17 protein-coding genes and 4 tRNA genes are annotated in these 22,432 nt (G+C 48.8%); 17 read left to right on the top strand and 4 right to left on the bottom strand.

Translation table 11 applies throughout. The features are described 5' to 3' along the window. Positions 1-261: 261 nt before the first annotated feature. On the top strand, positions 262-1,290 hold the full coding sequence (gene murB / locus EC843_RS24245) for a UDP-N-acetylmuramate dehydrogenase (protein WP_064541417.1): 1,029 nt from the start codon (positions 262-264) through the stop codon (positions 1,288-1,290). After that, positions 1,287-2,249 carry a bifunctional biotin--[acetyl-CoA-carboxylase] ligase/biotin operon repressor BirA gene (birA, locus tag EC843_RS24240; RefSeq protein ID WP_121814556.1) on the top strand — a complete coding sequence of 321 codons (963 nt, stop codon included), beginning with the start codon at positions 1,287-1,289 and terminating at the stop codon, positions 2,247-2,249. Before murB ends, birA begins: the two co-directional genes overlap by 4 nt. A 31-nt stretch (positions 2,250-2,280) precedes the next feature. On the opposite strand, the gene coaA is transcribed toward birA, so the two are convergent. Beyond that, positions 2,281-3,231, bottom strand: coding sequence for a type I pantothenate kinase (gene coaA / locus EC843_RS24235; protein ID WP_064541419.1), 951 nt, complete (start codon positions 3,229-3,231; stop codon positions 2,281-2,283). Positions 3,232-3,906: 675 nt separating this feature from the next. Here coaA and EC843_RS24230 point away from each other — a divergent pair. From EC843_RS24230 to rpoC, 13 genes are all read left to right on the top strand, one after another. Beyond that, a tRNA-Thr gene (locus EC843_RS24230) sits at positions 3,907-3,982 on the top strand. A gap of 10 nt (positions 3,983-3,992) precedes the next feature. Next, positions 3,993-4,077 (top strand) — tRNA-Tyr (locus tag EC843_RS24225). 117 nt (positions 4,078-4,194) lie between these two features. Continuing rightward, positions 4,195-4,269 (top strand) — tRNA-Gly (locus tag EC843_RS24220). Positions 4,270-4,274: 5 nt separating this feature from the next. Beyond that, positions 4,275-4,350, top strand: a tRNA-Thr gene (locus tag EC843_RS24215). A gap of 111 nt (positions 4,351-4,461) precedes the next feature. Next, positions 4,462-5,646: an elongation factor Tu gene (tuf, locus tag EC843_RS24210; RefSeq protein ID WP_121814555.1), complete on the top strand. Its 1,185-nt coding sequence runs from the start codon at positions 4,462-4,464 to the stop codon at positions 5,644-5,646. A 235-nt stretch (positions 5,647-5,881) separates the two neighbouring features. Continuing rightward, on the top strand, positions 5,882-6,265 hold the full coding sequence (gene secE, locus EC843_RS24205) for a preprotein translocase subunit SecE (protein WP_034461807.1): 384 nt from the start codon (positions 5,882-5,884) through the stop codon (positions 6,263-6,265). Between the two features lies 1 nt (position 6,266). Next, a complete protein-coding gene (gene nusG / locus EC843_RS24200) occupies positions 6,267-6,812 on the top strand; it encodes a transcription termination/antitermination protein NusG (protein ID WP_034461806.1) in 546 nt (181 codons plus the stop codon). Between the two features lie 159 nt (positions 6,813-6,971). Further along, complete coding sequence (rplK, locus tag EC843_RS24195) at positions 6,972-7,400, top strand: 50S ribosomal protein L11 (protein WP_064541401.1); 429 nt, start codon at positions 6,972-6,974, stop codon at positions 7,398-7,400. Positions 7,401-7,403: 3 nt separating this feature from the next. Then, on the top strand, positions 7,404-8,108 hold the full coding sequence (rplA, locus tag EC843_RS24190) for a 50S ribosomal protein L1 (RefSeq protein WP_064541398.1): 705 nt from the start codon (positions 7,404-7,406) through the stop codon (positions 8,106-8,108). Positions 8,109-8,403: 295 nt separating this feature from the next. Continuing rightward, complete coding sequence (gene rplJ, locus EC843_RS24185; protein WP_034461803.1) at positions 8,404-8,901, top strand: 50S ribosomal protein L10; 498 nt, start codon at positions 8,404-8,406, stop codon at positions 8,899-8,901. A gap of 66 nt (positions 8,902-8,967) precedes the next feature. Next, complete coding sequence (gene rplL / locus EC843_RS24180) at positions 8,968-9,333, top strand: 50S ribosomal protein L7/L12 (RefSeq protein ID WP_034461801.1); 366 nt, start codon at positions 8,968-8,970, stop codon at positions 9,331-9,333. Positions 9,334-9,658: 325 nt separating this feature from the next. Then, positions 9,659-13,687: a DNA-directed RNA polymerase subunit beta gene (gene rpoB, locus EC843_RS24175; protein ID WP_064541394.1), complete on the top strand. Its 4,029-nt coding sequence runs from the start codon at positions 9,659-9,661 to the stop codon at positions 13,685-13,687. Positions 13,688-13,772: 85 nt separating this feature from the next. Further along, a complete protein-coding gene (gene rpoC, locus EC843_RS24170) occupies positions 13,773-17,999 on the top strand; it encodes a DNA-directed RNA polymerase subunit beta' (protein ID WP_064541391.1) in 4,227 nt (1,408 codons plus the stop codon). A 69-nt stretch (positions 18,000-18,068) separates the two neighbouring features. Here the strand turns inward: rpoC and EC843_RS24165 are convergent, their stop codons facing one another. Together EC843_RS24165 and EC843_RS24160 are read right to left on the bottom strand one after the other, a co-directional pair. Next, positions 18,069-18,386, bottom strand: coding sequence for a PTS lactose/cellobiose transporter subunit IIA (locus tag EC843_RS24165; protein WP_064541387.1), 318 nt, complete (start codon positions 18,384-18,386; stop codon positions 18,069-18,071). Positions 18,387-18,389: 3 nt separating this feature from the next. Continuing rightward, positions 18,390-18,698: a PTS sugar transporter subunit IIB gene (locus EC843_RS24160; protein ID WP_064541379.1), complete on the bottom strand. Its 309-nt coding sequence runs from the start codon at positions 18,696-18,698 to the stop codon at positions 18,390-18,392. A gap of 289 nt (positions 18,699-18,987) precedes the next feature. Between EC843_RS24160 and EC843_RS24155 the strand changes: the two genes are divergently transcribed. Together EC843_RS24155 and EC843_RS24150 are read left to right on the top strand one after the other, a co-directional pair. Further along, complete coding sequence (locus tag EC843_RS24155; protein WP_133523181.1) at positions 18,988-20,340, top strand: PTS sugar transporter subunit IIC; 1,353 nt, start codon at positions 18,988-18,990, stop codon at positions 20,338-20,340. Next, entirely contained in the window at positions 20,333-21,646 is a 1,314-nt protein-coding gene (locus EC843_RS24150; protein ID WP_064541377.1) for a 6-phospho-beta-glucosidase, read from the top strand. The genes EC843_RS24155 and EC843_RS24150 overlap by 8 nt, the downstream gene beginning before the upstream one ends. Here the strand turns inward: EC843_RS24150 and EC843_RS24145 are convergent. Beyond that, positions 21,636-22,415: a GntR family transcriptional regulator gene (locus tag EC843_RS24145; RefSeq protein ID WP_133523180.1), complete on the bottom strand. Its 780-nt coding sequence runs from the start codon at positions 22,413-22,415 to the stop codon at positions 21,636-21,638. The two genes, EC843_RS24150 and EC843_RS24145, sit on opposite strands and share 11 nt — an antisense overlap. Between the last annotated feature and the right edge of the window lie 17 nt (positions 22,416-22,432).

Genomic DNA, 22,432 nt, shown 5'->3' with positions numbered 1-22,432 from the left:
GTGTGGGGTCTCCCCATGCGAGAGTAGGGAACTGCCAGGCTCCAATTAAGCAAAAAGCCCTGTACTGACGTACAGGGCTTTTTGCTGTCTGCAATAAAATAGTCGTGAACAATGTTGAACACCGCTGGCGGTGGTCCCGGAGGGGAGTACCAGGATGATATGAGTAATTTATCAACCTCACGGTATAACCCCTGTCACGCAAGCGAACCCCTGGCATATAAGGTAAACTAACTGGGTTTAAACTCAGGAAAGATACCCAACATGAGCACTTCTCTTAAACCTTTCAATACATTTGGTATTCAGGCTAACGCTTCACGTATTGTCATTGCTGAAACAGTACAGCAATTAAAAGACGCCTGGAGTGAGACAGTGGCAGCAAATATGCCCGTTTTGATCTTGGGTGAGGGAAGTAACGTTCTCTTTCTTGAGGATTACTCCGGTACCGTAATTGTTAACCGAATTTCAGGCATTCAAGTTACAGAAGAGCAAGATGCCTGGTATTTACATGTTGGCGCAGGGGAAAACTGGCATCATCTGGTTGAATATACCTTACAGCAAGGAATGCCAGGGCTTGAAAACCTGGCTTTAATTCCTGGATGTGCCGGATCTTCACCTATTCAAAATATCGGTGCCTATGGTGTAGAGCTCAAAAGCGTCTGTCATTACGTTGATTGTGTCGATTTGCTCAGCGGTGAGATGCATCGCCTGGATAATTCACAGTGCCAGTTTGGCTATCGCGACAGTATTTTTAAGCATGAATATCAGAATCACTATGCAATTATTGCTGTGGGATTACGTTTGCCAAAATTATGGCAGCCAGTATTAAGTTATGGTGATTTAACCCGGCTTGACGCTGCAAATGTCACGCCGCAGGAAGTGTTTAATGCAGTTTGCCATATGCGTATGACAAAACTTCCGGATCCGCGTGTTAACGGAAATGCGGGAAGCTTTTTCAAGAATCCAGTCATTACTGCCGAACAGGCATCTGTGCTTATTGCTACTTTCGCCGCCATTCCACATTACCCTCAGCCCGATGGGTCAATAAAACTGGCGGCAGGCTGGTTAATCGATCAGTGCCAGTTGAAGGGTTACAAGGTTGGTGGTGCAACAGTGCATCAACAGCAAGCTCTGGTATTAATAAATGAAAACGGCGCTTCCAGCCTGGATGTTGTGGGTCTGGCTCATCACGTTCGCCAGTGTGTCGGGGATAAATTTAAAGTATGGTTGGAACCCGAAGTTCGCTTCATAGGTACGTGTGGCGAAGTTAGCGCTGTGGAGACCATTGCATGAAAGATAATAAAATTCCTCTGACACTAATTAGTATTCTTGCAGATGGCGAGTTTCACTCTGGTGAGCAGTTAGGTGAGCAGCTTGGTATGAGTCGGGCGGCCATAAATAAACACATCCAAACTTTAAGAGATTGGGGTGTTGATGTTTTTACCGTGCCTGGAAAAGGGTATAGCCTACCCGATCCCATTCAGTTGCTTGATGAAGAACTTATAAAATTGCAGATTGATACAGGCTCAGTTACGGTTCTCCCTGTCATTGACTCCACCAATCAGTTTTTACTCGACCGACTTGAAACACTTCACTCGGGGGATGCCTGTATTGCTGAATATCAGCAGGCAGGTCGAGGTCGTCGAGGACGTCAGTGGTTTTCACCCTTCGGTGCTAATCTTTACCTGTCCATGTACTGGCGACTCGAGCAAGGTCCTGCGGCAGCTGTTGGCTTAAGTCTTGTCATTGGGATTGTTATGGCCGAGGTACTACGTGAACTAGGTGCTGAAGATGTCAGAGTTAAGTGGCCAAATGACCTATATCTCAACGATCGTAAACTTGCTGGTATTCTGGTTGAATTGACTGGTAAAACTGGAGATGCCGCGCAGATTGTTATTGGGGCAGGTATTAATCTTGCAATGCGTAATGTAGCGACGGATGTGATTAATCAAAGCTGGATTAATCTTCAGGAAGCCGGAATTAATATAGATCGTAATGCGTTAGCTATTAGAATCATAAAAGAATTGCGAAAAGCATTACAGTTATTTGAAGATGAAGGTTTAGTACCTTTCCTGCCGCGTTGGGAGCCACTGGATAACTTTATTCATCGCCAGGTGAAGTTAATAATTGGGGATAGAGAAATACACGGCATTTCAAGAGGGATTAACGAGCAAGGTGGATTGTTATTAGAGCAGGACGGAGTCGTTAAACCTTGGGTGGGTGGAGAAATATCACTGCGTGGCGTTAACTAATTCGCACGGGGGATTTTATCCCCCCGCTTTTTTATTTCCTTAGCCGTACGCACTCAACTTCGTGATTTGAGCTTTTCGTCATGATCAGGCTGGCACGCTCACGAGTTGGTAGTATATTTTCTTTTAGGTTCCGCCAGTTAATCTCTTTCCATAGCTGTAATGCGACATTAACAGCTTCATCCTCTGAGAGCTTCGCATAGCTGTGGAAATAAGAGTCAGGGTCGGTAAATGCACCTTCACGGAACTTCAGGAATCGCGTGATATACCAATCTTGTAGCAGATCTTCTGGCGCATCGACATAAATCGAAAAATCGACAAAGTCTGATACAAATACATGATGTGGATCGTGTGGGTAATCCATGCCGCTTTGCAAAACATTTAATCCTTCAAGGATTAAAATATCAGGCTGAGCAACTGTTTTATCACCATCAGGAATAACATCATAAATAAGGTGAGAATAGACTGGTGCAGTCACATTCGGTGCCCCTGATTTAATATCAGAAACGAACTTCACCAAACGGTGCATATCGTAGGATTGTGGGAATCCTTTTTTCTTCATCAGATTGCGTTCTTTCAACACTTTATTCGGATGCAGAAAACCATCAGTGGTAATCAATTCCACACGACGATGCTCAGGCCAGCGACTCAGCAGAGCTTGCAGCACGCGAGCGGTTGTACTTTTCCCGACCGCAACGCTTCCGGCGATACTAATGACGTAGGGAATACGTTGCCCATTAGTGCCGAGAAATTGCTCTAACACTGCCTGTCGGCGTAGGTTTGAACTGATATAAAAATTCAATAGCCGTGAAAGAGGCAGGTAAATTTCTGCAACTTCCTCTAAAGAGAGGTCCTCATTGATACCCTTCAACTGAGCGATCTCACCTTCAGTCAAGGTCATCGGTACTGAGTCGCGCAAGGCTGCCCATTGGTTGCGGTTGAACTGCATATAAGGAGTCGTCAACATTTGCTCTTTATTACTCATAAGCATGCTTCTGCCTGTAATTCAGGACAAAAATGAACGTAGTACGCGGACTGAGAAAAGGATACTCATCTCAGGAAATCAAAGGCGTGCAACGTATATTACTTTTCACAATGGGCAGGAGGGTAACACCAGATGAGTGAGAATAATAAGAAAAAAACAAAGTGATGATGCTTTCAGAGGAAAGCATCACGTTGTGGTGTGACTTCAACTTGCTATGCGCTGCGCAAATTGATTAACGGCGTATAAGCTATTTGTAATAGATGACGGCGGGAAGATAAAAGCCGTATGACGAACCGGTATAGTCAGGCAACACCCCAAACAGCGGTATCTTCATTCCTTCTCTTTGGTGGGCATATCAAACTCATGCCTCACTCAAACAAGTAGTGTTCCAAACGCCGCGTAGTGGGTATATCCATTGTTTCCAGACACCGGACACGAAATTTACATAAAAGAGCACATCGAAAAGAAAGGAATGCATGACGAAGATGCATTAAAGCGTGAAAAAAGGCAGTTTGAATACATCACCTCCGTATCCCGCGTACAAAAATCACTCTGTAATGATGATTAATCCACCAGTTTTACGAGCTATCGCGCAAAATATAAGCGGTAGTGCATTTTCTTTAATTTTTTTGTTGCATCATGGAGCCGGTGTTCCTAGAATGCGCGCTACTTGATGCCGACTTAGCTCAGTAGGTAGAGCAACTGACTTGTAATCAGTAGGTCACCAGTTCGATTCCGGTAGTCGGCACCATCAAGTGCTTGGTGGGGTTCCCGAGCGGCCAAAGGGAGCAGACTGTAAATCTGCCGTCATCGACTTCGAAGGTTCGAATCCTTCCCCCACCACCATTTTCAGGCAACGCTATGCGTAGCCCGAGGCGACGAGATCCAACTAGTCGACTCGAATACTAAGGAGCCTCTCCTTAGTTAAAACAGAATTCAAGCAGGTAGCCGAGTTCCAGAGATGCGGGCATCGTATAATGGCTATTACCTCAGCCTTCCAAGCTGATGATGTGGGTTCGATTCCCACTGCCCGCTCCAGATGTGCTGATATAGCTCAGTTGGTAGAGCGCACCCTTGGTAAGGGTGAGGTCGGCAGTTCGAATCTGCCTATCAGCACCACCTCCTTTATCCTTCCTGTTTCTCTTCTGTTAATGAATTCAACAAATTCAGGCTTTCGCCTGGTTGATGTGGTGATATCACCGATTTATCCGTGTCTTAGAGGGACAATCGATGTCTAAAGAAAAATTTGAACGTACAAAACCGCACGTCAACGTCGGTACTATCGGCCACGTTGACCATGGTAAAACCACTCTGACTGCAGCAATCACTACCGTTCTGGCTAAAACCTACGGTGGTTCTGCTCGTGCTTTCGACCAGATCGATAACGCACCAGAAGAAAAAGCTCGTGGTATCACCATCAACACTTCCCACGTTGAATATGACACCCCGACTCGCCACTATGCGCACGTTGACTGCCCAGGGCACGCCGACTACGTTAAAAACATGATCACCGGTGCTGCTCAGATGGACGGCGCTATCCTGGTTGTTGCTGCGACTGATGGCCCAATGCCACAGACTCGTGAGCACATCCTGCTGGGTCGTCAGGTTGGCGTTCCTTACATCATCGTGTTCCTGAACAAATGCGACATGGTTGATGATGAAGAGCTGCTGGAACTGGTAGAAATGGAAGTTCGTGAACTTCTGTCTATGTACGACTTCCCTGGCGACGATACTCCAATCGTACGTGGTTCAGCGCTGAAAGCACTGGAAGGCGACGCGGATTACGAAGCTAAAATCATCGAACTGGCTGGCTTCCTGGATACTTATATCCCAGAACCAGAACGTGCTATCGACAAGCCGTTCCTGCTGCCAATCGAAGACGTATTCTCCATCTCCGGCCGTGGTACCGTTGTTACCGGTCGTGTAGAGCGCGGTATCGTTAAAGTTGGTGAAGAAGTTGAAATCGTTGGTATCAAAGATACCGTGAAATCAACCTGTACTGGCGTTGAAATGTTCCGCAAACTGCTGGACGAAGGCCGTGCTGGTGAGAACGTTGGTGTTCTGCTGCGTGGTATTAAACGTGAAGATATCGAACGTGGTCAGGTACTGGCTAAGCCAGGCTCAATCAAGCCGCACACCCAGTTCGAATCTGAAGTTTATATTCTGTCCAAAGATGAAGGCGGCCGTCATACTCCGTTCTTCAAAGGCTACCGTCCACAGTTCTACTTCCGTACAACTGACGTGACTGGCACCATCGAACTGCCAGAAGGCGTTGAGATGGTAATGCCGGGCGACAACATCAAAATGGTTGTTACCCTGATCCACCCAATCGCGATGGATGACGGTCTGCGTTTCGCAATCCGTGAAGGCGGCCGTACTGTAGGTGCGGGCGTTGTTGCTAAAGTTATCGCTTAATCGCTGATAACATTTGACGCAACGCGCAAGAAAAGGGCATCATTTGATGCCCTTTTTGTACGCTCTCTACCCAGAACCTGGCTCATCAGTGATTTTTTACTCATAATCATTGCTGAGACAGGCTCTGAAGATGGCGTTATACCGAATAGCACCTGAGTAATAGCCGTTCGGTTTGGTTTTGCCTCGCATATGCGGGGCAAAAATGTTTGTCTGAATTACTGTGACGGGTTGGTTTATGAGTGCGAATACCGAAGCTCAAGGAAGCGGGCGCGGCCTGGAAGCGATGAAATGGCTGGCAGTTGCTGCTCTGCTTATTGTGGCGATCGTGGGCAACTACATTTATCGTGATGTGTCTCTGCCTCTGCGTGCCCTGGCAGTGGTTGTGCTGATTGCTGCAGCGGGTGGTGTCGCGCTGTTAACGACGAAAGGCAAAGCGACAGTTGCTTTCGCCCGCGAAGCGAGAACCGAAGTTCGTAAAGTGATTTGGCCAACTCGGCAGGAGACTTTACACACCACCTTAATCGTGGCGGCTGTTACAGCTGTAATGTCACTGATTTTGTGGGGGCTGGACGGTATTCTTGTCCGCCTGGTTTCTTTTATTACTGGCCTGAGGTTCTGAGATGTCTGAAGCCCCTAAAATGCGCTGGTACGTCGTTCAGGCGTTTTCCGGTTTTGAAGGCCGCGTAGCAACATCGCTGCGTGAGCATATCAAATTGCACAACATGGAAGAGTTGTTTGGTGAAGTCATGGTTCCGACCGAAGAAGTGGTCGAAATTCGTGGTGGCCAACGTCGCAAAAGCGAACGTAAATTCTTCCCGGGCTATGTTCTGGTCCAGATGGTAATGAACGATGCTAGCTGGCACCTGGTGCGCAGCGTGCCTCGAGTGATGGGTTTCATCGGCGGTACATCTGACCGTCCTGCACCAATCAGCGATAAAGAAGTTGATGCGATTATGAACCGCCTGCAGCAGGTTGGTGACAAGCCGCGTCCTAAAACGCTGTTTGAGCCAGGCGAAATGGTACGCGTCAGTGATGGTCCATTTGCCGACTTTAACGGTGTGGTTGAAGAAGTAGATTACGAAAAGAGCCGCTTGAAGGTTTCTGTATCTATCTTTGGTCGTGCTACGCCGGTTGAGCTGGATTTTGCTCAGGTAGAGAAAGCCTAATAATTAGGTTGTAAAAGCAGCGATTATTCGTTGCACAAGGCGCGAGATTGGACTACAATTTCGCGCCTTTTGTTTTTATGCGTCTTGTACGTATGAAACGATTTATTCACGGGGAGCCTTCATTGTGTAAGGCGCTATAACCCACTAGAGGAAATTAAGATGGCTAAGAAAGTACAAGCCTACGTCAAGCTGCAAGTTGCAGCTGGTATGGCGAACCCAAGTCCACCAGTTGGTCCAGCTCTGGGTCAGCAAGGTGTGAACATCATGGAATTCTGTAAAGCGTTCAACGCCAAAACTGATTCCATGGAGAAAGGTCTGCCAATTCCGGTTGTTATTACCGTTTACGCTGACCGTTCTTTCACTTTCGTTACTAAAACTCCACCAGCTGCTGTTCTGTTGAAGAAAGCTGCAGGTATCAAGTCTGGTTCTGGCAAGCCGAACAAAGACAAAGTGGGTAAAGTGACCCGTGCTCAGGTGCGTGAAATCGCAGAAACCAAAGCTGCGGACATGACTGGTTCTGACGTTGAAGCGATGACTCGCTCCATCGAAGGTACTGCTCGTTCCATGGGCCTGGTAGTGGAGGATTAAGAAATGGCTAAACTGACCAAGCGCATGCGCGTGATCCGTGACAAAGTTGATGCAACTAAACAGTATGACATCAACGAAGCCGTTGCTCTGCTCAAAGAGCTGGCCACTGCGAAATTCGTAGAAAGCGTTGACGTTGCTGTAAACCTCGGCATCGACGCTCGTAAATCTGACCAGAACGTACGTGGTGCAACTGTACTGCCGCACGGTACTGGCCGTTCAGTTCGCGTAGCCGTATTTGCCCAAGGCCCTAACGCTGAAGCAGCTAAAGCTGCTGGCGCTGAGCTGGTAGGTATGGAAGATCTGGCTGACCAGATCAAAAAAGGCGAAATGAACTTTGACGTTGTTATCGCATCTCCAGATGCAATGCGCGTTGTTGGCCAACTGGGCCAGGTTCTGGGTCCACGTGGCCTGATGCCTAACCCGAAAGTTGGTACTGTAACTCCTAACGTTGCTGAAGCGGTTAAGAACGCTAAAGCTGGTCAGGTTCGTTACCGTAACGACAAAAACGGCATCATTCACACCACCATCGGTAAAGTGGATTTTGACACTGACAAACTGAAAGAAAACCTGGAAGCTCTGCTGGTTGCGCTGAAAAAAGCTAAACCATCTCAAGCTAAAGGCGTTTTCATTAAGAAAGTTAGCCTGTCTACCACTATGGGTGCAGGTGTTGCGATCGACCAGTCTGGTCTGAGCGCAGTAGTGAACTAAGATTCACTGCTTTACGCGGGCGTTCGATTAGTCTAAAATCTTACGCCCGTTGCCTTGCAATGCAGGGCACACAGAATTTTCGGTTGGAGCCTGGCCTTATCCAGGCCTCCGTCCAAGACCGCAGGAGTTTCGCAAGAGACTTAATCCCCTGCGTAGACGGTGACAGAACCTGAAGAATATTTTTGATAGTCTTTGGCTTGTTTCTGCTCACCGTATGTCGACGTTCATTATCGTTTTGGTAATGAATGAAGTGAGTTCCGGGGGAAACCCCGGCTAATATCCAGGAGCAAAGCTAATGGCTTTAAATCTTCAAGACAAACAAGCGATTGTTGCTGAAGTCAGCGAAGTAGCCAAAGGTGCGCTGTCTGCGGTTGTTGCGGATTCCCGTGGCGTGACCGTAGGTAAAATGACTGAACTGCGTAAAGCAGGTCGTGAAGCTGGCGTTTACATGCGTGTTGTTCGTAACACCCTGCTGCGCCGCGTTGTTGAAGGTACTCAGTTTGAGTGCCTGAAAGACACGTTTGTTGGTCCAACCTTGATTGCATATTCTATGGAACACCCGGGCGCTGCTGCTCGTCTGTTCAAAGAATTCGCTAAAGCGAATGCAAAATTCGAGGTTAAAGCTGCAGCCTTTGAAGGTGAGCTGATCCCGGCGGCCCAGATCGATCGCCTGGCAACTCTGCCAACTTACGAAGAAGCAATCGCACGCCTGATGGCAACCATGAAAGAAGCCTCTGCAGGCAAACTGGTTCGCACTCTGGCTGCTGTACGCGATCAGAAAGAAGCTGCTTAATAGCACTTTTCTTTCTCACGCATTTGCTTACGTATAAACTTATTCTGATTTTCAGGAACAATTGTTATGTCTATCACTAAAGATCAAATCATTGAAGCAGTATCCGCTATGTCTGTAATGGACATTGTTGAACTGATTTCTGCAATGGAAGAAAAATTCGGTGTTTCCGCTGCTGCTGCTGTTGCAGGCCCTGCTGCTGCTGCTGAAGCTGTAGAAGAGAAAACTGAGTTCGACGTTATTCTGAAAGCTGCTGGCGCTAACAAAGTTGCCGTCATCAAAGCAGTACGTAGCGCAACTGGTCTGGGCTTGAAAGAAGCTAAAGACCTGGTTGAATCCGCTCCAGCTGCGCTGAAAGAAGGCGTGAGCAAAGATGACGCAGAAGCACTGAAAAAATCTCTGGAAGAAGCTGGCGCTGAAGTTGAAGTTAAATAAGCCAACCTTTCCGGTTGCAGCCTGAGAAATTAGGCTGATGGCTGGTGACTTTTTAGTCACCAGCCTTTTTGCGCTGTAGGGTACCAGTAGCGTTTCACACTGTTTGACTGCTGGTTTCCATTCAATGTTTGTCTCTATCTACGCCTTAATATACTACGACTTTCTACGCCGGGAGTTCCGGGGTAAAGCGTAGCGAAATGGTTTAAGAGTGATAGAAACAGGTATTGCGGAAAGTGTTCCACTTTCCGGTCCACAAAATAGTGTTGCACAAACTGTCCCCTTGTCGGGCAGATGGGTCGACTTGTCAGCGAGCTGAGGAACCCTAATGGTTTACTCCTATACCGAGAAAAAACGTATTCGTAAGGATTTTGGAAAGCGTCCACAAGTTTTGGACATTCCTTATCTCCTTTCTATCCAGCTTGACTCGTTCCAGAAGTTCATCGAGCAAGATCCTGAAGGCCAGTACGGTCTGGAAGCGGCTTTCCGTTCCGTGTTCCCTATTGCAAGCTACAGCGGTAACTCTGAGCTGCAATATGTGAGCTATCGTCTGGGTGAGCCGGTATTTGACGTTAAAGAATGTCAGATCCGCGGCGTGACGTATTCCGCTCCCCTTCGCGTAAAACTGCGTCTGGTGATCTACGAGCGTGAAGCGCCGGAAGGCACCGTTAAAGATATTAAAGAACAAGAAGTCTACATGGGTGAAATTCCACTCATGACTGATAACGGCACCTTCGTTATCAACGGTACTGAGCGTGTTATCGTTTCTCAGTTACACCGTAGCCCAGGCGTGTTCTTCGATAGTGACAAAGGTAAAACCCACTCTTCCGGGAAGGTGCTGTATAACGCACGTATCATCCCTTACCGTGGTTCCTGGCTGGATTTCGAATTCGACCCGAAAGACAACCTGTTCGTGCGTATCGACCGTCGCCGCAAACTGCCTGCGACTATCATTCTGCGTGCATTGCAGTTCACCACTGAGCAGATTCTTGATCTGTTCTTTGAGAAAGTTTATTTCGAAATCCGTGACAACAAGCTGCAGATGGAATTGGTGCCAGAACGCCTTCGTGGTGAGACTGCATCCTTTGACATCGAAGCTAACGGCAAAATCTATGTCGAAAAAAGCCGCCGTATTACAGCGCGCCATATTCGCCAGCTGGAAAAAGACGATATTAAGCTTATCGAAGTTCCGGTTGAATACATTGCTGGTAAAGTCGCGGCTAAAGACTACGTTGATGCATCGACTGGCGAACTGATTTGCCCGGCGAACATGGAACTGTCTTTGGATCTGTTGGCAAAACTGAGCCAGTGTGGTCATAAGCGTATCGAAACGCTGTTTACCAACGACCTGGATCACGGCGCATACATTTCTGAGACCATCCGTGTCGACCCAACCAACGATCGCCTTAGCGCACTGGTTGAAATCTATCGCATGATGCGTCCTGGCGAGCCACCAACTCGCGAAGCGGCTGAAAACCTGTTCGAGAACCTGTTCTTCTCCGAAGACCGTTATGACTTGTCAGCGGTTGGTCGTATGAAGTTCAACCGTTCCCTGCTGCGTGATGAGATCGAAGGTTCAGGTATCCTGAGCAAAGACGACATCATCCAGGTAATGCGTAAGCTGATCGGCATTCGTAACGGTCAAGGCGAAGTGGATGATATCGACCACCTCGGTAACCGTCGTATCCGTTCCGTAGGCGAAATGGCGGAAAACCAATTCCGCGTTGGCCTGGTACGTGTTGAGCGTGCGGTGAAAGAGCGTCTGTCTCTGGGCGATCTCGATACCCTGATGCCTCAGGATATGATCAACGCCAAGCCTATCTCTGCTGCGGTTAAAGAGTTCTTCGGTTCCAGCCAGCTGTCTCAGTTTATGGACCAGAACAACCCGTTGTCTGAGATTACGCACAAACGTCGTATCTCCGCACTCGGCCCGGGTGGTTTGACCCGTGAGCGTGCAGGCTTCGAAGTACGTGACGTACACCCAACCCACTACGGTCGTGTATGTCCAATCGAAACCCCTGAAGGTCCGAACATCGGTCTGATCAACTCCCTGTCTGTTTATGCACAGACTAACGAATACGGTTTCTTAGAAACTCCGTATCGTCGCGTTGTTGAAGGTGTTGTCACTGACGAAATCCATTACCTTTCTGCAATTGAAGAAGGTAACTACGTTATTGCTCAGGCGAACACCAATCTGGACGAAGAAGGCCGTTTCGTAGACGACCTGGTAACTTGCCGTAGTAAAGGCGAATCCAGCTTGTTCAGCAACGACCAGGTTGACTACATGGACGTTTCTACCCAACAGGTAGTTTCCGTCGGTGCGTCCCTGATCCCGTTCCTGGAACACGATGACGCCAACCGTGCATTGATGGGTGCGAACATGCAACGTCAGGCCGTTCCAACTCTGCGTGCTGATAAGCCGCTGGTTGGTACTGGTATGGAACGTGCTGTTGCCGTTGACTCCGGTGTTACTGCGGTTGCTAAACGTGGCGGTACTGTTCAGTACGTTGATGCGTCTCGTATCGTTATCAAAGTTAACGAAGACGAAATGCTGGCTGGTGAAGCTGGTATCGACATCTACAACCTGACCAAATACACCCGTTCGAACCAGAACACCTGCATCAACCAGATGCCATGTGTTTCTTTGGGCGAACCTGTTGAACGTGGCGATGTGTTGGCAGACGGTCCGTCTACTGACCTCGGTGAACTGGCTCTTGGCCAGAACATGCGCGTAGCGTTCATGCCGTGGAACGGTTACAACTTCGAAGACTCCATCCTCGTATCCGAGCGTGTTGTTCAGGAAGATCGTTTCACCACTATTCACATCCAGGAACTGGCATGTGTGTCTCGTGACACCAAGCTGGGGCCAGAAGAGATCACCGCTGACATCCCGAACGTGGGTGAAGCAGCTCTCTCTAAACTGGATGAATCCGGTATCGTTTATATCGGTGCTGAAGTGACCGGTGGCGACATTCTGGTTGGTAAGGTAACGCCTAAAGGCGAAACCCAGCTGACTCCAGAAGAGAAGCTGCTGCGTGCAATCTTCGGTGAGAAAGCGTCTGACGTTAAAGACTCTTCTCTGCGCGTACCAAACGGCGTTTCCGGTACCGTTATCGATGTGCAGGTCTTTACCCGCGATGGCGTGGAAAAAGACAAGCGCGCGCTGGAAATCGAAGAGATGCAACTGAAGCAGGCGAAGAAAGACCTGACTGAAGAACTGCAGATCTTTGAAGCTGGTCTGTTTGCTCGTATCCATGCTGTGCTGGTTGCTGGCGGTGTTGAAGCTGAGAAGCTCGACAAATTGCCACGCGATCGCTGGTTGGAACTGGGTCTGACTGACGAAGAGAAGCAAAACCAGCTGGAACAGCTGGCAGAGCAGTACGACGAGCTGAAGCACGAGTTTGAGAAGAAACTTGAAGCTAAGCGCCGCAAAATCACTCAGGGCGATGACCTGGCACCTGGCGTGCTGAAAATCGTTAAAGTGTATCTGGCCGTTAAACGTCAGATCCAGCCTGGTGACAAGATGGCAGGTCGTCACGGGAACAAAGGTGTTATCTCCAAGATCAACCCGATCGAAGATATGCCTTACGATGAAAACGGCACGCCGGTAGACATCGTACTGAACCCGTTGGGCGTACCATCTCGTATGAACATCGGTCAGATTCTGGAAACCCACTTGGGTATGGCTGCTAAAGGCATCGGCGAGAAAATCAACGCTATGCTGAAGAAGCAGGAAGAAGTTTCCAAGCTGCGTGAATTCATCCAGAAAGCCTATGATTTGGGTTCTGATATTCGTCAGAAAGTTGACCTGAACACCTTCACTGATGATGAAGTTCTGCGTCTGGCTGAGAACCTGAAAAAAGGTATGCCGATTGCTACTCCTGTCTTCGACGGTGCAAAAGAGTCGGAAATCAAAGAGCTGCTGAAACTGGGTGACCTGCCGACTTCTGGCCAGATCACACTGTTCGACGGCCGCAGTGGTGAGCAGTTTGAGCGTCCAGTAACCGTAGGTTACATGTACATGCTGAAACTGAACCACTTGGTTGATGACAAAATGCACGCGCGTTCTACCGGTTCTTACAGCCTGGTTACTCAGCAGCCGCTGGGTGGTAAGGCTCAGTTCGGTGGTCAACGCTTCGGTGAGATGGAAGTGTGGGCGCTGGAAGCTTACGGTGCTGCTTATACCCTGCAGGAAATGCTGACTGTTAAATCTGATGACGTTAATGGCCGTACCAAGATGTATAAAAACATCGTGGATGGTAACCATCAGATGGAACCAGGCATGCCGGAATCCTTCAACGTATTGTTGAAAGAAATCCGTTCGCTGGGTATCAACATCGAGCTGGAAGACGAGTAATTACTCGCATCTGCTGTACTGGTTACAGGATGTCCGGGTCACACCGGACGTCTCTGAGAAGTCTCACTCCGACGGGAGCTAATCCGTGAAAGACTTACTTAAGTTTCTGAAAGCGCAAACTAAGACCGAAGAGTTTGATGCGATCAAAATCGCTCTGGCATCGCCAGACATGATCCGTTCTTGGTCGTTCGGCGAAGTTAAAAAGCCGGAAACCATTAACTATCGTACGTTCAAACCAGAACGTGACGGTCTGTTCTGTGCTCGTATTTTTGGGCCAGTAAAAGACTATGAGTGCCTGTGCGGTAAGTACAAGCGCCTGAAACACCGTGGTGTAATTTGTGAGAAGTGCGGCGTTGAAGTAACCCAAACTAAGGTGCGCCGTGAGCGCATGGGTCACATCGAGCTGGCTTCCCCAACTGCACACATTTGGTTCCTGAAGTCACTGCCGTCTCGTATCGGCTTGCTGCTGGATATGCCACTGCGTGATATCGAACGTGTACTTTACTTCGAATCTTATGTGGTTATCGAAGGCGGTATGACCAACCTCGAGCGTCGTCAGATCCTGACTGAAGAGCAGTATCTGGATGCGCTGGAAGAGTTCGGTGACGAATTCGATGCGAAGATGGGTGCGGAAGCTATTCAGGCCTTGTTGAAAAACATGGATCTGGAGCAAGAGTGTGAAACTCTGCGCGAAGAGCTGAACGAAACCAACTCCGAAACCAAACGTAAAAAGCTGACCAAGCGTATCAAACTGCTGGAAGCGTTCGTTCAGTCTGGTAACAAACCAGAGTGGATGATCCTGACAGTTCTGCCGGTTCTGCCGCCAGATCTGCGTCCATTAGTTCCGCTGGATGGCGGTCGTTTCGCAACGTCAGATCTGAACGATCTGTATCGTCGCGTTATCAACCGTAACAACCGTTTGAAACGCCTGCTGGATCTGGCTGCTCCTGACATCATCGTACGTAACGAAAAACGTATGTTGCAAGAAGCGGTAGATGCCCTGCTGGATAACGGCCGTCGCGGTCGTGCGATCACCGGTTCTAACAAGCGTCCTCTGAAATCTTTGGCTGATATGATCAAAGGTAAGCAGGGTCGTTTCCGTCAGAACTTGTTGGGTAAACGTGTTGACTACTCCGGTCGTTCTGTAATCACCGTAGGTCCATACCTGCGTCTGCATCAGTGCGGTCTGCCTAAGAAAATGGCACTGGAGCTGTTCAAACCGTTCATCTACGGCAAGCTGGAATTGCGTGGTCTTGCTACCACCATTAAAGCTGCGAAGAAAATGGTTGAGCGCGAAGAAGCTGTCGTTTGGGATATCCTGGACGAAGTTATCCGCGAACACCCGGTACTGCTGAACCGTGCACCAACTCTGCACCGTTTGGGTATCCAGGCATTTGAGCCAGTACTAATCGAAGGTAAAGCTATCCAGCTGCACCCGCTGGTTTGTGCGGCATATAACGCCGACTTCGATGGTGACCAAATGGCAGTACACGTTCCACTGACGCTTGAAGCTCAGTTGGAAGCGCGTGCGCTGATGATGTCTACCAACAACATCCTGTCACCAGCGAACGGCGAGCCAATCATCGTTCCTTCTCAGGACGTTGTATTGGGTCTGTACTACATGACCCGTGACTGTGTTAACGCCAAAGGCGAAGGCATGGTGCTGACTGGCCCTAAAGAAGCTGAGCGTATCTATCGCGCAGGTCTGGCCTCTCTGCATGCGCGTGTAAAAGTGCGTATCACCGAGTACGAAAAAGACGAAAACGAAGAGTTCGTTGCGAAAACCAGCATTATCGACACCACCGTTGGTCGTGCGATTCTGTGGATGATCGTACCGAAAGGTCTGCCTTACTCCATCATCAACCAGGCGTTGGGTAAGAAAGCAATCTCCAAAATGCTGAACACTTGTTACCGCATTTTGGGTCTGAAGCCGACCGTAATCTTTGCTGACCAAACCATGTACACCGGCTTTGCCTATGCGGCACGTTCAGGTGTTTCTGTTGGTATCGATGACATGGTCATCCCAGCGAAGAAAACTGAAATCATCTCTGAAGCGGAAGCTGAAGTTGCTGAAATTCAGGAACAGTTCCAGTCCGGTCTGGTAACAGCGGGTGAGCGCTATAACAAAGTAATCGATATTTGGGCTGCGGCGAACGATCGTGTATCCAAAGCGATGATGGACAACCTGCAAACCGAATCCGTGATTAACCGTGACGGCGTCGAAGAGCAGCAAGTTTCCTTCAACAGCATTTACATGATGGCTGACTCCGGTGCTCGTGGTTCTGCGGCACAGATTCGTCAGTTGGCAGGTATGCGTGGTCTGATGGCTAAGCCAGATGGCTCCATCATCGAAACGCCAATCACCGCGAACTTCCGTGAAGGTCTGAACGTACTCCAGTACTTCATCTCCACGCACGGTGCTCGTAAAGGTCTGGCGGATACCGCACTGAAAACTGCGAACTCCGGTTATCTGACGCGTCGTCTGGTTGACGTTGCACAGGATCTGGTTGTTACCGAAGACGATTGTGGCACCCTGGAAGGTATCACGATGACTCCGGTTATCGAAGGCGGCGACGTTAAAGAACCACTGCGCGATCGCGTATTGGGTCGTGTAACGGCTGAAGACGTCCTGAAACCAGGTACTGCTGATATCCTGATTACACGTAACACTCTGCTTCATGAGCAAATGTGTGACCTGTTAGAAGCTAACTCTGTTGATAGCGTGAAAGTACGTTCTGTTGTGGGTTGTGAAACCGACTTCGGCGTATGTGCACACTGCTATGGTCGTGACCTTGCGCGTGGCCACATCATCAACAAAGGTGAAGCAATCGGGGTTATCGCGGCACAGTCCATCGGTGAACCTGGTACTCAGCTGACGATGCGTACGTTCCACATCGGTGGTGCGGCATCTCGTTCTGCTGCTGAATCAAGCATTCAGGTTAAGAACAAAGGTAGCCTCAAACTCAGCAACGCTAAGTCGGTTGTGAACTCTGCCGGGAAACTGGTCATCACTTCTCGTAACACCGAGCTGAAACTGATTGACGAATTCGGTCGTACTAAAGAGAGCTATAAAGTTCCTTATGGTGCGGTAATGGGTAAAGGTGATGGCGAGCAGATTGCAGCGGGCGAGACCGTAGCAAACTGGGATCCGCACACCATGCCAGTCGTTTCCGAAGTAAGTGGTTTCATCCGCTTTACTGACATGATCGACGGCCAGTCCATTACTCGTCAGACCGACGAACTGACAGGTCTTTCATCTTTGGTTGTTCTGGATTCTGCAGAACGTACCACCGGTGGTAAAGATCTGCGTCCAGCGCTGAAAATTGTTGATGCCCAGGGCAATGACGTACTGATTCCAGGTACCGATATGTCTGCGCAGTACTTCCTGCCAGGTAAAGCAATTGTTCAGTTGGAAGATGGTACTCAGATTCACTCTGGTGACGCCCTGGCGCGTATTCCTCAGGAATCCAGTGGTACCAAGGACATCACCGGTGGTCTGCCACGCGTTGCGGATCTGTTCGAAGCACGTCGTCCGAAAGAGCCTGCGATCCTTGCTGAAATCAGCGGTATCATCTCGTTCGGTAAAGAAACCAAAGGCAAACGCCGTCTGGTTATCTCTCCACTCGACGGCAGCGATGCTTACGAAGAGATGATTCCGAAATGGCGCCAGCTGAACGTGTTCGAAGGTGAACGTGTTGAACGTGGTGACGTTGTTTCCGATGGTCCAGAATCTCCGCATGACATCCTGCGTCTGCGTGGCGTGTATGCTGTGACTCGTTACATCACCAACGAAGTGCAGGACGTTTACCGTCTGCAAGGCGTTAAGATTAACGATAAACACATCGAAGTCATCGTGCGTCAGATGTTGCGTAAAGCAACTATCGTTAGCGCTGGTGGTTCTGACTTCCTGGAAGGTGAGCAGGCTGAATACTCTCGCGTCAAGATCGCTAACCGCGAACTGGAAGCGAACGGCAAGATCAACGTGACCTTTGCGCGTGATCTGCTGGGTATCACCAAAGCCTCTCTGGCAACCGAGTCCTTCATCTCCGCGGCATCGTTCCAGGAGACAACTCGTGTGCTTACCGAAGCAGCTGTTGCGGGTAAACGTGACGAACTGCGCGGCCTGAAAGAGAACGTTATCGTGGGTCGTCTGATCCCAGCTGGTACCGGTTATGCGTACCACCAGGATCGTATGCGCCGTCGTGCAGCGGGCGAAGCGCCAGTTGTACCTCAGGTGACTGCAGCAGATGCAACTGCCAGCCTGGCAGAATTGTTGAATGCAGGTAATCTGGGCGGAAGCGATAACGATTAATCGTTAGAGACGCCAAAAACAAAAACCGCTCGAAAGAGCGGTTTTTTTATGCCTGAAATAAATCAAAAATCAGTTAGCTAAAGGCAGGCGACGATACAGTTCAATCATGTCTTCGGCTAAATCCTGAATCACCATCGCATTCATCAGGTGATCCTGCGAATGAACAGTAATCAAGTTAACTGGCAGTTTGCCAGTACCTTCGTCTAAGCCGATAAGCTGGGTCTGGATTTTGTGAGCATGTTTCACAAACTCACGGGATTCTTCCATCGCTTGTTGAGCTGCTGCAAAATCACCTTTGCGTGCCATTTGCAGAGCTGTCAGTGCCTGGCTACGTGCGCTACCGGCATTGACCAACAATTCCATGATAATCGTTTCTAAATCTTCCACGTCTTATGACTCCATCATTTTCATGGCTTTATCCAGCACGACATCGCCTTTCATCATGCCGTAATCCATCATATCGATGACAGCCACGGTTTTACCCATGGGTTCTGCAATCGCCTGTAGCTTGGCGTGTTCATATTTAACTTGTGGGCCTAACAGCACAATATCGGCGGTGTCGATATTGTCTTTGAATTCGGCAACCGGCACTGCCTTGATAGAGACTTCAATACCTTTCTTCTGAGCGGCGTCCTTCATGCGTTGGACCAAAATGCTAGTCGACATACCCGCTGCACAACACAAAACGATATTCTTCATAGATCTGCTCTCAGTGTCCGTTGGATATACAGATAATTATCCGTGACGCCTCGATACAACAACCGCTTTGCGATGATTGTGTGTGAGGTATCACAAAAGAAACTCGTATGAGCTGAAACCGGTTACATATCGCGTTTCCCTGGTAGCTTGCGATTGTGGCGCTGCTCACAAAACCAGCTTAATCCTGGTAAACCTCATTGTGCTCCATTGACAGAAAACCCTGAACTACATAGTCTTCAATTTAGTGGTATATACCACTTACATCAAAACCAGCACAGTGAGCCACAACATGCAAAATTTCACTGCTTTTATGGAAAGGAAAATATTGCCTCTGGCAATGAAGATTGAAGGGAATGATTATCTCTCGGCCATTAAAGATGGCTTCATTCGGATTATGCCATTTTTAATTATTGGTTCTTTCTTTTTGCTGATAGCGAATTTACCTATTCCCGGTTATAGCGAATTTATTATTCGAATTTTCGGAGAGCATTTTATTGGGCAACTGAATTATATTCTTGATGCCACTTATTCTGTGATGGCATTGCTGGTGGTAGTCAGTACCAGTATCAGCCTCGCAAAGCGCTGGCAGTTAAATGAAATATCCTGTGTGTTAATTTCACTGGTGGCTTTTTTAATTGTTACGCCGTTCAGAATGCCACAAGAAAATGGCGGCGCAATCACGGATGTCATTCCGACCTTTGCGCTTGGTGCGCAGGGGCTTTTCCTGTCTTTAATTGTCACGCTGGTGGCGGTTCGGCTCTACAGGTTGTTCAACCATCCACGGCTGATGATTTCAATGCCGGACAGCGTTCCGCCAGCGGTTGCCAATAGCTTCAGCTCGCTCATTCCGTCATTTTTGATTGTTGTTATCTTCTGGCTGCTTCGTCTGGTCTTTGAAATCACGCCGTTTGGTACGGCCCAGGAGATGATTTTCAAAGTGCTGCAAGCACCGATGATGCATCTTGGTAACACGCTACCATCGCAGATGGTTGCAGAGTTCTTTGTCAGCTTCTTCTGGTTTTTCGGGCTGCATGGTGACTCTATTGTGACTGCCATCATGGGGCCAATCTGGCGTTCATTAACGCTTGAAAACATGCAGGCAATGAAACAAGGATTACCACCGGTCAACATCATTACTCAACAGTTTCGTGATGTGTTTTTGATTTGTGGCGGGACTGGATTTACCCTGGCGATGCTGTTGGTTATGTTGTTCCGTGCGAAGAGCAAACGCATGCGTGAAATCGCCAAACTTGCCTCTCCAGCCGCCATTTTTAATATTAATGAGCCCATTATATTTGGCGTTCCCATTGCTCTAAATCCACTGTTGTTTATCCCCTTTATTATCGTTCCGGTTGTGCTTTGCGTCATAACCTATAGCGCTATGGCTTTTGGCTGGTTGCCATTGACATCGGGTCTGGAAATTCCCTGGACTACACCTATTTTCATCAGCGGTTTTTTAATCTGCGGCTGGAAAGGTATGTTGTTCCAGGCCATTAACCTCGCGGTCGCGATGACAATTTATTATCCGTTCGTTATGACGCTGGATAAGCAGTATCTGCGAGAAGAAAACGAGCTGGAAGAAAATATCGTTAATCAGGATGAAATAGCCCTGGAATATAAAGAAGGATTACGTAATGAATAATAAATTAAAGATAGTGACCATCGGTGGCGGCAGTTCATATACGCCGGAGATTATCGAAGGTTTTATCCAACGCTATGCAGAAATGCCGATTAAAGAAATCTGGCTCGTGGACGTAGAAGCCGGACGCGAAAAGCTCGAGATTGTTGGTAACCTGGCAAAACGCATGGTTGAGGCTGCTGGCATCGACTGCCAGGTACATCTCACCCTCGACAGGCGTGAAGCGCTGAAAGATGCTGATTTTGTCACCACCCAACTACGTGTGGGGCAACTTGATGCGCGTATTAAAGACGAACGCATTCCATTGTCACATGGGTTAATTGGGCAGGAGACAAACGGTGCGGGCGGGCTGGCCAAAGCTTTGCGCACCATTCCGGTCATTCTGGATATCTGCCGCGACATGGAAGAGCTTTGTCCGGACGCGTGGCTGATTAACTTCACCAATCCGAGTGGCATCGTCACTGAAGCGGTTATCAAGCACAGCAAAATTAAATGCGTTGGGCTATGTAATTTATCCCAGTCAATGCAACGCATGGTGGCAGAAATTCTCGGTGTAGATAAATCTCGCTTCTTGCTGCAACTCGTTGGCTTAAACCATTTCCTGTATGGCACCCATGTCTACATGGATGGCAAAGATGTCATGCCAGAGGTGCTGAAAAACCTTAAATATGACACTGAACACAAACCGAAAAATATCCCGGACATTCCTTGGCTTCAGGAGCAAATCCAGCATCTTGGCGTGATCCCATGCCCATATCACCAGTATTACTACGCCACCAGTGATGTGCTGGAAAAGCAGCTTCAGGAATTCGAAGAACATGGAACGCGTGGCGAAGTGGTGCAAGCGGTTGAGCATGAGTTATTTGAGCTGTACAGAAATCCACAGCTGCATGAAAAACCAAAACTGCTTGAGCAGCGCGGTGGGGCTTATTACTCCGAAGCAGCCTGCGAGCTAATCAGTGCAATTTACAACGATAAAAATCTCCTGATGACAGTTAACGTGCGCAACAACGGGGCAATTCGTTCACTGCCGGATAACGTCGCCATTGAAACGACCTGCGTTATTGGGCGCTACGGTGCGATTCCGCTGAACAACGATCCGTTGCCTGCCACTGTTTCAGGTTTAGTTTCTCTGATGAAAGCCTGGGAAGAAATGGCGGTCGAAGCCGCTGTCACCGGTGACTACGGTGCAGCTTTGCAAGCGTTAACCCTGAACCCGTTGGTTCCTTCGGGAAAAGTAGCAAAAGTGGTGCTTGATGAATTACTCGAAGCGCACCGCGAATATCTGCCGCAATTCTTTAAGGAATGAGATTTTTACGGCTGCGCATTCTGAAGAGGTCGCCACGGTTGTAACTCCACGAGTAGTTAAACACCGTGCCGTCCTCAAGCCAGGTGCTCTCTTTGATGTGCAACATGGGGGAGTTAACGGGGATGTCTAGCAGGGCCGCCATTACATCGTCAAACAAGCTGGCTCCTACCATTGAGTCTGTGCCGCCGATTTTTTGCTGGCACTTCTCTTCGATGAAGGCGTAAAGCGAGTGGTTTTGCAGAACGTCGTCGTCAATGGCATCGACAATCGCTAACGGAATGTAGCTGTCCTCAACTAGCACCGGCGTGCCATCAAACAGGCGAACGCGGCGGATAGCATGTACAGGCTCGTTTTCAGGCACGCCAAACTGGTTTGCAAGGTAATCACCGGCAGGTTGCTGGACATGGTAAATCAGCCGGCTGGTGATGGTGACTTTGCCACTGAGTTCTTTCGTGACGCCTAGCGCGCTGCTTTCGCCGTCTGGGTTGAGCAAATAAACCGGTGGCGCAAAAGCGCGATTTACGTAGGTACCTTTGCCGACCACTTTTTTAACCAGGCCTTCTTGTTCCATATGGGCAATGGCTTTTTGCACCGTAGCACGCGTGACCTGGTAGGTTTCCGCCAGTTCGCGTTCAGAAGGAATCAGGGAGCCAACCGGGTACTTTTGGTTCTGAATATCGCTTTTCAGCGTATCGCGAATAAGGATGTACACCGGTTTCATGGTTCCCCCGATAGGGTTGTTAACGAATAAAAGTGCGAGTGTCGGCATGCTAAAGCAATTTTCCG

Source organism: Buttiauxella sp. JUb87 (assembly GCF_004361975.1).
GTDB classification, from domain to species: Bacteria; Pseudomonadota; Gammaproteobacteria; order Enterobacterales; family Enterobacteriaceae; genus Buttiauxella; species Buttiauxella ferragutiae.
This window is presented reverse-complemented; position numbering and strand designations above follow the sequence as displayed.